Source organism: Kitasatospora sp. Root107 (genome assembly GCF_001424875.1).
Taxonomy (GTDB): domain Bacteria; phylum Actinomycetota; class Actinomycetes; order Streptomycetales; family Streptomycetaceae; genus Kitasatospora.
Genome location: NZ_LMCT01000042.1, coordinates 10,971 through 23,267, shown reverse-complemented (window position 1 = coordinate 23,267; position 12,297 = coordinate 10,971). Strand labels below are relative to the sequence as shown.

Annotated in this window: 14 protein-coding genes and 1 pseudogene; 7 read left to right on the top strand and 8 right to left on the bottom strand. The window is 69.7% G+C overall.

Annotated elements, in window-relative coordinates:
* Positions 1 to 745 precede the first annotated feature (745 nt).
* Positions 746 to 946 (top strand): hypothetical protein, encoded by a 201-nt coding sequence (locus ASC99_RS39055; RefSeq protein WP_157531808.1) that lies wholly within the window; start codon positions 746 to 748, stop codon positions 944 to 946.
* A gap of 378 nt (positions 947 to 1,324) precedes the next feature.
* Here the strand turns inward: ASC99_RS39055 and ASC99_RS28475 are convergent, their stop codons facing one another.
* Positions 1,325 to 3,085 carry a tetratricopeptide repeat protein gene (locus ASC99_RS28475; protein WP_255359288.1) on the bottom strand — a complete coding sequence of 587 codons (1,761 nt, stop codon included), beginning with the start codon at positions 3,083 to 3,085 and terminating at the stop codon, positions 1,325 to 1,327.
* 14 nt (positions 3,086 to 3,099) lie between these two features.
* Between ASC99_RS28475 and ASC99_RS28470 the strand changes: the two are divergent.
* Together ASC99_RS28470 and ASC99_RS28465 are read left to right on the top strand one after the other, a co-directional pair.
* Positions 3,100 to 3,920: pseudogene (locus ASC99_RS28470) on the top strand (IS5 family transposase).
* Positions 3,921 to 3,994: 74 nt separating this feature from the next.
* The gene (locus tag ASC99_RS28465) at positions 3,995 to 4,327 is read left to right on the top strand and encodes a hypothetical protein (protein WP_057237383.1); all 333 of its coding nucleotides are present in this window, start codon (positions 3,995 to 3,997) and stop codon (positions 4,325 to 4,327) included.
* 8 nt (positions 4,328 to 4,335) lie between these two features.
* Here ASC99_RS28465 and ASC99_RS28460 read toward each other — a convergent pair whose 3' ends face one another.
* From ASC99_RS28460 to ASC99_RS28445, 4 genes are all read right to left on the bottom strand, one after another.
* Positions 4,336 to 4,836 (bottom strand): hypothetical protein, encoded by a 501-nt coding sequence (locus ASC99_RS28460; protein ID WP_057237381.1) that lies wholly within the window; start codon positions 4,834 to 4,836, stop codon positions 4,336 to 4,338.
* 137 nt (positions 4,837 to 4,973) lie between these two features.
* Positions 4,974 to 5,945, bottom strand: coding sequence for a hypothetical protein (locus tag ASC99_RS28455; protein ID WP_157531807.1), 972 nt, complete (start codon positions 5,943 to 5,945; stop codon positions 4,974 to 4,976).
* Between the two features lie 482 nt (positions 5,946 to 6,427).
* Positions 6,428 to 7,243: a hypothetical protein gene (locus ASC99_RS28450; RefSeq protein ID WP_057237373.1), complete on the bottom strand. Its 816-nt coding sequence runs from the start codon at positions 7,241 to 7,243 to the stop codon at positions 6,428 to 6,430.
* 78 nt (positions 7,244 to 7,321) lie between these two features.
* Positions 7,322 to 7,591: a hypothetical protein gene (locus ASC99_RS28445; protein WP_057237370.1), complete on the bottom strand. Its 270-nt coding sequence runs from the start codon at positions 7,589 to 7,591 to the stop codon at positions 7,322 to 7,324.
* Between the two features lie 168 nt (positions 7,592 to 7,759).
* Between ASC99_RS28445 and ASC99_RS28440 the strand changes: the two genes are divergently transcribed.
* Positions 7,760 to 8,203: a hypothetical protein gene (locus tag ASC99_RS28440; protein WP_057237400.1), complete on the top strand. Its 444-nt coding sequence runs from the start codon at positions 7,760 to 7,762 to the stop codon at positions 8,201 to 8,203.
* A gap of 156 nt (positions 8,204 to 8,359) precedes the next feature.
* Positions 8,360 to 9,088, top strand: a complete 729-nt coding sequence (locus ASC99_RS28435) for a bifunctional 2-polyprenyl-6-hydroxyphenol methylase/3-demethylubiquinol 3-O-methyltransferase UbiG (RefSeq protein WP_057237368.1) — start codon at positions 8,360 to 8,362, stop codon at positions 9,086 to 9,088.
* Positions 9,089 to 9,122: 34 nt separating this feature from the next.
* Here ASC99_RS28435 and ASC99_RS28430 read toward each other — a convergent pair whose 3' ends face one another.
* Together ASC99_RS28430 and ASC99_RS28425 are read right to left on the bottom strand one after the other, a co-directional pair.
* Complete coding sequence (locus tag ASC99_RS28430; protein WP_057237366.1) at positions 9,123 to 9,527, bottom strand: DUF6009 family protein; 405 nt, start codon at positions 9,525 to 9,527, stop codon at positions 9,123 to 9,125.
* Positions 9,524 to 9,892 carry a hypothetical protein gene (locus ASC99_RS28425; RefSeq protein WP_057237364.1) on the bottom strand — a complete coding sequence of 123 codons (369 nt, stop codon included), beginning with the start codon at positions 9,890 to 9,892 and terminating at the stop codon, positions 9,524 to 9,526. The genes ASC99_RS28430 and ASC99_RS28425 overlap by 4 nt, the downstream gene beginning before the upstream one ends.
* Between ASC99_RS28425 and ASC99_RS37900 the strand changes: the two genes are divergently transcribed.
* Positions 9,801 to 10,085, top strand: coding sequence for a winged helix-turn-helix transcriptional regulator (locus ASC99_RS37900; protein WP_369825195.1), 285 nt, complete (start codon positions 9,801 to 9,803; stop codon positions 10,083 to 10,085). The two genes, ASC99_RS28425 and ASC99_RS37900, sit on opposite strands and share 92 nt — an antisense overlap.
* Here ASC99_RS37900 and ASC99_RS28420 read toward each other — a convergent pair.
* The gene (locus tag ASC99_RS28420) at positions 10,019 to 11,311 is read right to left on the bottom strand and encodes an MFS transporter (RefSeq protein WP_063857222.1); all 1,293 of its coding nucleotides are present in this window, start codon (positions 11,309 to 11,311) and stop codon (positions 10,019 to 10,021) included. The genes ASC99_RS37900 and ASC99_RS28420 overlap by 67 nt on opposite strands.
* A gap of 353 nt (positions 11,312 to 11,664) precedes the next feature.
* Here ASC99_RS28420 and ASC99_RS28415 point away from each other — a divergent pair, with 353 nt between their 5' ends.
* Positions 11,665 to 12,237 carry a hypothetical protein gene (locus tag ASC99_RS28415; protein ID WP_057237361.1) on the top strand — a complete coding sequence of 191 codons (573 nt, stop codon included), beginning with the start codon at positions 11,665 to 11,667 and terminating at the stop codon, positions 12,235 to 12,237.
* The last annotated feature ends 60 nt before the right edge of the window (positions 12,238 to 12,297 follow it).

Here is a 12,297-nt window from a genome sequence, read left to right as displayed (position 1 = left end):
GACACGTCGGGGTTCCCGTCGATGAGCCACAGCGGGCCTGCCGCCCTGCCATGGCTCAGCACAGTCGGATGGTTGCTCCAGCGGCCCGCCAGCAGGCCAGCCCACCAACACGGGCGCCCGTGCACCCGTCTCCTCTGGCGGCCCTTCTGGGCCGCCGCGCGCCGCGCCCCTCCCCACCACGCGCGGCCGGCCCCAGCCGGACGCCGGAAGAAGAAAGCCCCCGGCAGGGCCAACCCAACCGACCAACGACAACTGCCACCACAACTACAAGGACAAAGAAGAAGGAAGGAAGGGTTGTCGGGGTGGTGAGTTCCACCTTGGCGTCCACTCACCATCCGCCCTGGCCTGCGGCTTTGCCCGGATTCCGGGCGCAGCGGACGGGAGGGTCGGCCGCCGGTTGGTGCCCGGGTGTTCTGTGCCAGGGATCCTGGACCGTATGCCACCGAAGGTGGACCGACGGCGGTTTGTGACAGTGAAGGCGGACCATCGCAGCCGGAACGTCTCCTGGCACGCTGGTGACATGAACGGTTTCCAAGATCGAGAGCTGATGGGTTCGCTTGCCGCTGCGGACTCTCCCTCATGGAGCGTCAGGGCCGCTGCAGGGCGACGGCTGGCGGCAGCACCTCGAATCGGGGCCGTCGCGGATGTCCTTCACCGCCTCTTGCTCGACGTTCAAGACACCGCAGTGACCTCGGAGACGGCCGTAGCCCTGCTGGCACGTGGGGACCTACCCGGGCTACGTGCCGTGCTCGCCGCCCGAGCCACCGCGACCGACCAGGGAACCGATGACCAGCTCGGCGCGGAGCTTGACGGTGACCCGCGCTGGATGACCGGCAACGGCATCGCCGAACTCATCCGGCAGCTCCAGGCACTGACGTCGGACGCAGATCCAGGGGTTCGTGGCGAGGCCCAACGGCGACTCTCGCTCCTACGACAGGACGACTGACCTGCGGCGGTCCATCCTCACTGTCACAAACTGCCGTCGGTCCACCTTTCGGTGGCACGCGGTCCAGGTTCGCTGGCACACGACAACGGGTTCTCACCACCCGTTGTCGGGCCGGTTAGTGCGCCTGTTGTCGGATCGTGACCGCAGGGGCCTCTGCTGGTGAGAAAACCGCTGAGAGCCGCGGGCTTCCATGCGGTGCCCGCTGCCACCAGGGCGGCGGGCACCGACCTTCGAGGAGCCCGTGATGGCGCTGCCGCCCGAGATCGCCGCGCTGTACCAGTTCCGGATGGCCACCGCCGAGCAGCTGCGCGTCCTGCACACCCCGGACGCCGGCCCGGAGCAGATGCGCCGGCGCGAGTACGCCGACAGCTGGAGCGCTCAACTCCCGCGATGCGTCAATACGACACGGGCGGCAACGGCCTTCTCAACATCGGGAGCAAGTTCGAACGGCCTCATGAGTCGGCTGGCTGCCAACGCGTGGCCGAACTTGGCGACCAGTGCGGCATAGAACTGGGAGAGCGCGCCTTCCAGCGGCCTCCCGGCGTCGTCGCGGACAGCGATGCCACTGCGAAGCCCGGCCAGGACGAACGGAAGCGAAGAAGCAGTGACCCATGGTTGTGTCAGGGCCTGCCAGACCAGCGTCTTGAGGTTCTGGTTGACGGCACCAGGCATCGATGCCGATGCCAGACCGGTGGATGCCATCGCCAGCCATCGAGCGATGTCCTGTGGGTACTGCTCACTGATGTTGGCAATGCAGCCGAGAACGAATGATGCCACCGGCTGCGGCTGGGTCCACGCCTGCGGGCGGGACAAGGCGTCCGCGACGGCCAGGGCGCGCCAACCGTCCGCGAGAGCCGCCGCAGCGTAGAGGTCGTGGGAGAAGCTGATGTCGACGAAGTAGCAGCGCAGGAGATCGGCCTTGGCGAGCAGGACCTCGTGAGTACCGAGCTGGCCCGTTGTGGCCATGGAGTCCAGCAGGTCGAGGGTTCCGAACCCAAGAACGCCCTCTGCACGTGCAAGGGAGCGCAATACACGGTCGTCAGTCCACAGAACCAGCCCGTGTTCCTTCGCATGGTCAAGGGCAGTGAGCCACTCCCCGCCTTGCGGCTCGGGAAGCGGAAAGCTCCGCAGCTCCGGATGGGGGACCCGAGCGGTGGACCTGAGAAGCTCCAGCACGCGGACTGCCCTGGAGCGAAGTCGCTCCAGCTCACCCGTTTCCTCGGCGAGGACTCCCGAGCGTTGCCTTCCGGCATCCCAGACAATCGTGAGGTCCGACTGCAGAGCCAGTGACTCCTTGGCCTGCAGCGCGTCTTGGAACAGCTGATCGGTGGTGACAACCCCGTCAAGGCAGCCGATCAGATGCTCGGCGTGCCCGGGGTCCAGCAGCGCCAAGGTGTGCGCGACGGTCGGATCGATGACGGTGCGTACGCTCTGAGCCGTAGACACTGCTTCGGCTCCTGCGGCATCGGTCATGGCATCGCGGGCATACACGAAGCCGGCGGCGCGGCGCAGGCTAGCCTCGGTGTAGGTACGACCCGCCGCCCACGTCACGATGCCCAGGGGAAGGTCGCCGCTGGCGACCTTGTCCCGGACCTCTCTGGTGTTCTCGAACGCCTGCCGCAGCTCGTCGGCGACGTTGGCCAGCGGATCATCATCGGGGCCCAGCCGGACGGCCCGGAACTGGGAACTATCGGGGAACCGTTCCAGGTAGTGCTCGGTGGCCTGCCTGAGCTGGCTGCCGTACTCCTCGGGCCAGCGCTCGTGGCTGTCGGCAGCGCTCACGTGCAGAGCGGTGATGAAGCCGCCGAGAAGTGCCTCGTCATCGGGCCAACGCTGCATCAACGCCAACGCCTGGCCCGCGAAGTTCGCGTCGTCGGAATACCTCGCCCCCAGCTTCACCCAGAGCAGGGCCTCGTGTTCGGTGCGGGGTTCGATGGGTGTTTCCTGCTGGGTCAGAACGTTCCAGGCGTCCTCGATCAGGCCGCAGGCGACGTGGCAGCGGGCCAACGCCCACAGCGCGTCGTGGTCGTGCGGGTTGAGTGCGAGCATGCTGCGCGCCGCATCGGCGGCCCGGTCGGGGTTGCCCTCGGCGAACTCTGCTTCGACTAGGGCGTGTTTTGGAAGGTCATCTGGCGTGATGCCAGGCTCATCGGATGGGGCGTGGGGATCTGTCGGATGATCAGTGGGCTGTGCTGGAGCCGTTGTTACCGGTGGCCGGGGTGGGACGTCCGGCGAGGTCGCGTCGCAGGCTGGTCGACGGGGTTCGGTGGCGGGTGCGGACGGGCGCTCCGTGGCGGGACGTTCCGCCGGAGTACGGTCCCTGGCAGACGATCTACGGACTGTTCCGCCGCTGGCAGCGTCAGGGGGGATGATCGTCTGGGAGGTGAACGTCGACTCCACGATCTGCCGGGCCCACCAGCATGCCGCGGGGGCCCGACGGGACGGTGCCGCCCAGAAGGAGCCGCCGGGCGGCATCGGCGACGAACCTGCGGACCATGGGCTGGGCCGGTCGCGGGGCGGCTTCACGACCAAGATTCATCTGGCGTGCGAGCAACGCCAGAAGCCGCTGTCCCTGCTCGTCACGGCCGGTCAGTGCGGGGACTCGCCGCAGTTCGAGGCGGTGCTCGACGCGATACGTGTGGCCCGGCCCGGCCCGGGCCAACCCCGCACCCGCCCGCTTCGGGTGAGGGGCGACAAGGCGTACTCGTCCAAAGCCAACCGCGCCTACCTGCGCAGACGCGGCATCCGGTGCACCATCCCGGAGCCGGCCGACCAGATCCGCAACCGCAAGCGGCGCGGCGCGAGCGGTGGACGTCCGCCCCGCTTCGACCGCGAGGACTACAAGGCCCGCCACGCCGTCGAGTGCGGCATCAACCGGCTGAAGCAGCACCGGGCGGTGGCCACCCGGTTCGACAAGCTCGCCGTCCGCTTCGAGGCGGCCGTCCTCGTCGCCGCGATCAACCAGTGGCTGTGAGACGCGGCGTGTCGGGCTCGCGTGCCATGCTGGCCGCGAGCCCGGAGCGGGGCATCGCACAAAGGGGGAGACCGGTGGCCGCTGACTACTACTGCGCCGACAGCGAGAACGGCGACCACATCGACGACCCGTCCGAGGACGCCATCTTCATGCTGGTCGACGACCTCAACGACACCGACAACGCGTTCGTCGTCATCCAGCCCGACGAGGACGACCCGGTCTGGTACGTCTCGGTGGCCGTCCTCGACGAGGGCGGATACGAGATCGTCCGCCGTGACGCCAGCCGCCACGAACACGACGTGGTCACCGAGACCAGCATCGGCACGATCGCCCGCGACCTCATCCTCTGGTTGGCCGCCCGCAGCTTTCCAGGACGGCCAGCCAGACGCACCTTCGACGCCTTCTAAAACACGGCCTAGTAGTCCCGGTCCGCGTCCGGGGGCACCCAGGACGGTTCCCCGATGTGGCCGCCGTGGGCAACAAATGCCTTCGTGGCGGCGGCGAAGGCGGCCGGCGGCCGGTAGCCGTGCGCCTCGACGTAGTGGGCGATCAGTGCGGGGGCGGCGAAGACGACACCGTGCTCGCCGGGTACCCGGATCTCCCGGTCCCCGCGGGTCTCCTCCGTCCCGCTGTAGAAGTTCTCCAGCGACAGCAGGTCGGGGCACACACCGATCTCGCAGTGGTGGTACCCGCGGGTCACGTTGATCCTCTGGTGCGCGGCTATCTCGCGCAGGGCCGCCACCAGGGCCGCGTCCACCGGGCCGGGTCGGCAGGAATCCCCCAGCCATCCCACGTTGAGACGGGGGGAGCCAGGAACGAAGTGGATGCACCCGTCGGGGATGTCAACCACCTCGATCACCCGATCCTCATCGTCGGTCAGATACGAGTAGCGGCTGAGATCGGCGTAGTAGACCATGGACAGCGTTTGTACCAGCGGCCGCACCGGACCAGGCAACGGCCAGCAGCAGGCCGGGACCGGCGGGCTGCCAGCGGGGCGGGCAAGGCGGACGGCTGGCGGGGCCAGGGCCAGGCGGGGCGTCTGCGGAGCGCGGGTCAACCAGTCTCCGCTCCCGCGAGGAGTGCATCGAAGGCCGTGCGCAGCGCGGCCAGTTCGGCCGGGGTGGGGTCGGTCGGATCGTGCGGCACCAGTGCTGCGGGGTTCACCACGGCGGTGCTGCCCTCAGGGCCGGGCTCAGCGGTCGCCCGGTGCAGGAGCGCGGTGCCGTCGGGTGGTTGGAGGCGGCTGCTCAGCCGTAGCAGTGCGGCCGTGAGCGGGGGTTGCGGGAGCGGGAAGTCGGCAGGGAGCAACTCTGCCTGCCCGGTGTGGTCATGGCCCTGGAAGTCCAGGGCCCAGTCCTCCCAGCCCGGCAGGGGCCAGCTGTGGAGGCCCGTCACGGTCTCCACGGTCCAGAGTGAGACGGTGCGGGTCTGCGGGTCGACGTGGAGGCCGCCATACGGCATCTCGGTGGGGGCCGGGGTGGGCGGTGATGCGGCGAGCAAGTCGACCAGACCGGATCCGCCGGTGAGGTGTTCGACGGGGGCGCATGCGCCGTTCCACGCGCGAACGCTTCCGTCGGGCAGGCGCAGGGACAGAACTGTCCGAGGCTGGGTCTCCTCCGGGTCGGCGTACCAGGAAGGCCCGGAGGTCTCGGGCTGGCCGGGCGGGCGGGTCAAGTCCCTGCCGAGGCCGAGGTGGTGGGTCAGATCGGCGACGCCGTCGTAGGCGAAGCGGATGTCCCAGCCGGGCCAGGTCGCGGCCAGCACGGCGAGCGCTGCGAGGTGGTCGGCCCAGGTGTCCGCGTCGGTGAACCAGAGCAGGGTCCGGTGGTCGTGGTCGACGAGGGCGGCTCCTTCGCACCAGATGTCGTCGAGCCACTCCTGCGTCTCGCGGTGGGAGCGGAAGGAGCGGGTCGCCGCGACCGGACCGGGGATCAAGTCGTGCACCACCCGGCCGGCACCCCAGTGCGAGTAGTACCGCTGCCAGGCGCCGCCCTCGACCACCACGTACAGCGCTCGTGCTCCCATGACCGCCGAGGCTAGCGCCGCCGGTGACGCGTGCCGAACGGATTTCCCCGCCCGGCCCCGGAACGCCAGGAACCCGCACCGCACCCCCGCCAGATCCCCCGGCGGACTCCCCGCATGAATTCACGACCCGCCGAAACAGCCCCAACCGGCGGAAATTCCAGCCGAATCCGAGAGGAAAACCGGAACGGAAACGGACAGCATTTCCGACGGGCCGTCAATTCGAGAGAGCACCCCGGAACAGCCCCAGCCCCGGACCACCCGGCGAGCCCCCGTCAGCCCCGGCCAGCCGGACCGGCGACACCCACCGTCACCGAAACCGGAGCACCCCGCAGAGCCCCAGGCGGCCCCGACCGGATTGGTCTACCAAAACCCGATCCGGGCGCCCGAAACGCCGAGAGGTCACGCCGCTACACGGACCCGAACAGCCCCGGCCCCCCAGACAGGCGAGGCAGAGCAGGGCCCGGACGACAACCCCAGGGTGCTCAGCGGGCCGGTTGCAGCCGGTGGATCCGGTCGAGGCTGCCGGTCAGGAGGTCCTCGTGCGTGATGGCGAAGTCGCCATTGGGCAGCGGCTCGTAGCCGAAGTACCTGCCCACGACGGTGCCGGGAAGGAAGTCGTAGAGCTGCCTGGGCATGCTGGCGGGGTAGTTCACGGGCGTGCCCCAGCCGGCTGGGGCTTCGTCGGAGCCGAAAACCACCCAGTGGTCGACCACGACAGGGGTGTCCGTCGTCGGCACGCCACCCGTGTGGCAGTCCAGGGCCGGGACGGTGAGCACGTCCGGGTCCAAGGGCCGGTACCAAAGCAACAGCGGACTGGCCTTCTTCGCCTCGGCGTTGTCGAAGCAGCAGAGCACGATGGTGTGCTCGGGGTAGTGGTCGGCGTAGAACCGCAGCAGCTCGGGATCAATGCCGGGGCGTTTGCGCGCGGGCACCTGGGCCAGTGCGGCTGGGATCTGCGTCGCGTCCTCGGCGAGCAGCACCGTGTAGATGTCGTGGTCGAACACCTGGACCGAGCGCGGGGTGCTCACCAACCGCGTCCTGCCCCGAAGCTGCCCGGGCGGGCGGACCGCGTCCACCATGCGGGACAGGATGTCGGCGCAGCCGCCTGCGGAGAGGAAGTTCTCGGGGCTCATGGAGCGGCCGGGCAGGTGGAGCAGCATCGCGTTGGCTCCGTCGGAGAGATTCACCGCCGTGTTTTGGTAGCCCAGGACATGGATCACCCCGTGCTGCGGGTGGCGCCGCCGCCCGGTGTAAAGCGTGGTGCCGGAGAACTCTGCTCGGTTCGTCGAGACGCACATGGGCTCAACCTAGTGGCAGCAGCGGGGCCTACGGGATCGGTCGGACCGACGAGTCGGCCCCGCCGAGGGCATTCCGGGCTACTTGCGGCGCCACCACCGAGCCGTCTGTTCCGACGCACCCGTCCCGGCTGCGCTGTCGGGGGGTGACGGCATCATTTGCTGAACCGGAACGGGCGAGGACTCATCGAGCGCCCGGGCTCTCTCGGTGGCCTCATCGGTCAGGGTGGTCAGCTTCTTGCGGACGTTGGTCACCTGCCTGTCGATCAAGTCGCGTTGGTCGATGAGCGCCGCCAGGTCACGCTCCGCCTCGCTGCGGACCCGGGCGGCCTCTGCGTTGGCGTCGCTCACGACGCCCTTGGCCCACTGCTGCGCCCGGCCGACAAACCGCCGATCAAGTAGGTCGTGCCCCGGCGATCACCGTGGAGGAGGTGGGTTCGCTGAGGTGTCCCGCTTCGATGTTTGACCAGCGGCGGAAACCAGTTGCTGCGGGGCCATGGCAAGCGGCGATACTCCAGCATGAGCAGAAACGCCGAGGTCATCGTGCTGGCACTCTGGGCAGAGGAAGTCATGGAGCCGCTGACGCGGCGGGACCCCGAGCGCACCTGGCGGGGCACTTTCGCCCCACTCGGGGGGAGCATCTACGGGTGGTTCGTCGAGTTCGATCATGTGCGGCCGCGATCTGGGCTGCTGAAGTATCTGGAGTCACTGCCGTGGCCCAAGCCGGAGAGCGTGCAGGTGCTGATCCACGACGAGGAGGACGACTGCTTCGGTCTGTGGATGCTCCACGACGGCAGGCTGGTGGAGGTGCCCATTCCCCGCACTCGACGGGCCTACTGGTCAGGGCCGCCGAACGAGGAGTACCCGCCGGACCCCGGGATTCTGCGACGGACGGACTGCGGTGCCATCAATTGGCCCGAGGAGATCGAGGGCGGCGACCACTCTCGGCCCAAGGCATGGTGATGGTGGCAACGCGCCGAGCCAGGGCGTGGGACTGGGATTGCGTGACGCTGATCATGTAGATCGTGGGGAAAAGCGTGACTGCTGACAGGTGTCAATGGCCTTGTGGCATACGGTAATTCGCTTGGACGGCGACGCTGCTGTGGTGATACTGGCGCGATGTTCTCCGATGCCGACGCGGCCGCGCTCTACGACCAGCTGAACCCCTGGGACCCGGACCTCTGGCCGGGAGACGCCTTCTACGACGGCCTGGTGGCGGCCGCCGGTTCGGTGCTGGACGTCGGCTGCGGGACCGGCCAGATGCTCCACCGGGCCCGCGAGTGCGGCCACACCGGACGGCTGGCCGGGATCGACCCGGACCGCGCCTCGCTGGACCGGGCCCGGCGCCGCGCGGACGTCGAATGGGTCGAGGGGACGGCGGCGAAAGCGGCCTGGCACGGCGAGTTCGAACTCGCCACCATGACCGGCCATGCCTTCCAATGCCTGGTCACCGACGAGGAGTTGACTGCCTCGCTGGCGGCCGTCCGGACCGCGCTGCGCCCAGGCGGCCGCTTCGTCTTCGAGACCCGCCACCCCCAGGCCCGCGCCTGGGAGAGCTGGAACCCGGCGAACGGCTCCGAGGTCACCGACCCCACCGGCCGCACCCTCTGGGTGGAGCACCGGATCGAGTCCGTGACCGGCGACGTGGTCACCTTCACCGAGACCACGGGGGAAGCGGGCACGGTCCTGCGGACGGACCGGAGCAGCCTGCGCTTCCTCGACGCCGCGACCCTGGACATCTTCCTCGACGCCGCAGGTCTCGTCGTCGAGGACCGCTACGGCGACTGGCGCCGGGGGCCGCTGACCGCCGACAGCCGGGAGATCGTCACGATCACCCGCCGCCCGTAGCCGGTACGAGCCCGGGCCGGGCGGGGCATACCCACTAGCACTTGGGGAGAGTTGTTCCCAGCTCGAGCATGGCGGGCGAGGCCGGTCCGCCTTCGGTGCGTTCGGTCTTGTAGCCCTTGACTCCAGGTGCGACGGTGCGGGGGTCGATGGCCTCGGAGGGGGCGCCGGTGGCGTAGAGGCCGTCGGGCTGTTCGTCCCGGTCGTGGGGCAGGAGCCAAAAGACGCGGCGCCGGAAGGTGCCGGAGGCACGGGAGGCCTTGGCGTCGGGACCCAGGATGGCGTAGCCGACCATGCGGCCGTAGTGGTGGTAGGCGGGGCGGCCGCGGCGGGTGGTGAGGCGGTCCAGCGATTGGCGGACGTAGTCGAGGGTGGTGGTGCCCTCGAGCCAGATCAGGTCGGTCTCGTGGGCGAGCTCGGCCGGGTCGATCAGCGCGCTCACGGGGTCGGCTCCTCGGTGTCGTCGGTGATGAGGCCGATGCCTGGGTAGTACTTGCGGGAGTTGGACAGGACCATCGCTTTGGGGGAGGTCATACCCAGGGTTTCACGTACCCGTGCGGCGAAGGCTCGGCCGGATACCGGGTTGGCTCCTTCGAAGCCGCACCAGCGGGTGCAGGCGCCGAAGAGCTGGGCCTGTTCGGCGCGCATCCCTTCGTCGATCTTGCACGATTCGGTGAGGAAGCCGCCGACGTGGTCTTCGGACTCGGCGTAGGCGGTGGTGGCGGCCTTGGGCTCGTCGTTGAGGTCACCGAGCACTCCTTCGGCACCCTGCGGGAACGCCTCCCGGTTCAGCCCCAAGGTGCTCACTGAGGGGCTGCACGATCTCTGCGAGCGCGGTCTGGTCGACCGCCCACGTCTCCCCGGCTTCCCCGTGCACACCCGCTACGCCCTCAGCGACGCCGGCCGCGCACTGCGCCCGCTGCTCATCGAGCTCTACCGCACGGGCGAGGCACTGCGGGCCGGATCGCTCCGGGGCACGGGGCCGGCGACACCGTCCTGAGGCTGCCGCAGTGCCGCCAACCGCCGCTCGCAGCCGCGCCGTTGGAGCACCGAGAGCCCGGCGATGCCGGAGCCGAGAGCGAACCAGCCGAGCGGGCCGGTGGCCATGACGGCCCCGGTGAGCAGCAGCGGGCCGAGCGACTTCTGTACGGACTGGGCCATGCCGGCCACCCCGAGGTAGGAGGCACGGGAGCGTTCGGGGGCGAGCGAGACCGCCAGCTCCCAGGAGCTGACCGAGCGCATCAGCTCGGCGCCGGAGACCAGGAACGCGGCGAGCAGCAGGACGATCGAGGCGCTCCATGCCCCACCGCCGGTGCCGAAGGCCAGCAGCGCGCAGCCGGCCAGCATCGCCAGGCCGTTCAGGGTGACTGCGGCGGCGGCCCGGCGCGGCCCCTCGGCCCAGGCGGAGATGCGGAGTTGGAGCAGCACCACGAGGACGGTGTTGAGCACCAGGAACGCCGGGGCCAGGGCGGGCGGGGCATCGGTGCGGGTGATCAGCCAGAGCGGCAGGCCGACGCTGAGCACGGAGTCGTCCAGGCTCATCGGGATGTCGAGCAGGACGAAGCGCAGGTAGCCCCGGTCCCGCCACGGACTCGGGCCGCGCACGGGCCCGGCCTCGGCGTCCGACGGCACGTCCCGCGCGGGCTCCGCGGCGGCCCGGTGCTCACGGGTGCGCCGGACCAGTACCACCAGGGCCCGGTAGGCCGGCGCCGTCCCGACGGCCWGGCCGATCGCCGCGATCCCGGCGCCGACGGCATACCCGGCGTTCATGGCGGTGCGGGCGAGCGCCCGGTAGGTCGCGCGCTGTCCGTCGGTGGCGCGGGCGGCGAACAGGATCTCCAGGGTCTTGGCACCCCGCTCGGCCAGGCAGGTCACGGCCATCACCGCGAGCAGTGCGGCGAAGTCACGGCAGACCAGCAGCAGGAGCATGGTGCCGAGCCGGAGCAGGTGACACCACATCAGCAGGGTGCGGGCCTGGTATCGCTCGGCGAGCTGTCCGGCGACCGGGGAGCCCGCGATGCCCGCCACCGCCGCGACGCCGAGCAGCAGCCCGACCTGCCCGACGTCGAGGCGGCTGACGAAGGTGAAGTACAGCACCGAGGCCGCCGCCCACACCCCCGTCCCGAGCCGGTCCAGGAACTGGGCGAGCAGCATGATCCGCCCGTCCCGCCCACCCGGCGGCCGGCGCAGCTGCGCCACCAGTCCGCCGCCTCGTCCGTCGCGCATGGTCCTGCCCCCGTCGCTGCTGTTGGTACGGGGAGCAGCCTGACTCACATTAATCTCGACGTCAAGATACTTGATATCGACATACCTAGTGCGCGGGTGCCGCCCCTCGCCAGAATGGCGCCGTGACTACCAACGACTCCCCCGCGCGTCGCACTGTCGGCAGCTGACGGTACGTTCTCTCCGAACAGCCGGACGAATACAGCCGGCTCTCCCGTCGCCTCCCGGAGGCCGAAACGCCTCCCGGCCCCGCCGGCGACGGGCGAGGGAACCACCGCAACAGGAGACACATGAGACCCCGATTCCGAAGAGCGCGCCTTGCTGTTTGCGCCGTCAGCGCCGCAGCGGCCATCGGAATGCTGGCCGCGCCCACGGCGCAGGCTGCCCCCAGCGGCTTCGCCAACGCCGATTTCGAGGCCGGCAGCGCGAGCTGGAACCAGTTCTCGACACCGTTCGGCGGCGTCCAGTTGATCAACAGCTACTCTGCCTACCCGGCCCACTCGGGCTACTGGAAGGCAGAGTTGGGCGGCCGCGGCTTCGCCGGCGTGGACCGCATCTCCCAGCAGGTGACCGTCCCCGCCCTCCGGGTGCCGGTCCTCACCTTCTTCCTGCGCATCGACCCGCAGACCCCCGCCACCATGGGCTACCGCGAGCTGACCGTCGAGGCCACGGCTCAGGACGGCACCCCGTACCTCCTGACCAGCCGCACCAACAAGGACTCGAGCGGCGCGTACGAGAAGGTCACCCTGACCCTCCCCGACGCCTTCTACTCCTCCTCTGAGCAGCAGGTGAACATCTCGTTCATGGCCGTCGAGGACGCCGCCAACAAACTGCCCTTCCTGATCGACGACGTGGCGATCAGCTACAACCTCAAGGTGTTCCGGCCCTGGATCCCGCCGGTGCTATTCCGGCCGACGATCGGTCTCTGACCGACCCGGCAGACGCCTTCACCGTGCGACCGGCGGACAACCTTCGTCCGCCGGTCGCAC

Excerpts from the sequence above, each read along its gene's own strand:
- ASC99_RS28450 (WP_057237373.1), bottom strand. The coding sequence starts at position 7,243 with ATGTGCGTCTCGACGAACCGAGCAGAGTTCTCCGGCACCACGCTTTAC.
- ASC99_RS28435 (WP_057237368.1), top strand. The coding sequence starts at position 8,360 with ATGTTCTCCGATGCCGACGCGGCCGCGCTCTACGACCAGCTGAACCCC.
- ASC99_RS28455 (WP_157531807.1), bottom strand. The coding sequence starts at position 5,945 with ATGGGAGCACGAGCGCTGTACGTGGTGGTCGAGGGCGGCGCCTGGCAG.
- ASC99_RS28415 (WP_057237361.1), top strand. The coding sequence starts at position 11,665 with ATGCTGGCCGCGCCCACGGCGCAGGCTGCCCCCAGCGGCTTCGCCAAC.
- ASC99_RS28460 (WP_057237381.1), bottom strand. The coding sequence starts at position 4,836 with ATGGTCTACTACGCCGATCTCAGCCGCTACTCGTATCTGACCGACGAT.
- ASC99_RS28440 (WP_057237400.1), top strand. The coding sequence starts at position 7,760 with ATGAGCAGAAACGCCGAGGTCATCGTGCTGGCACTCTGGGCAGAGGAA.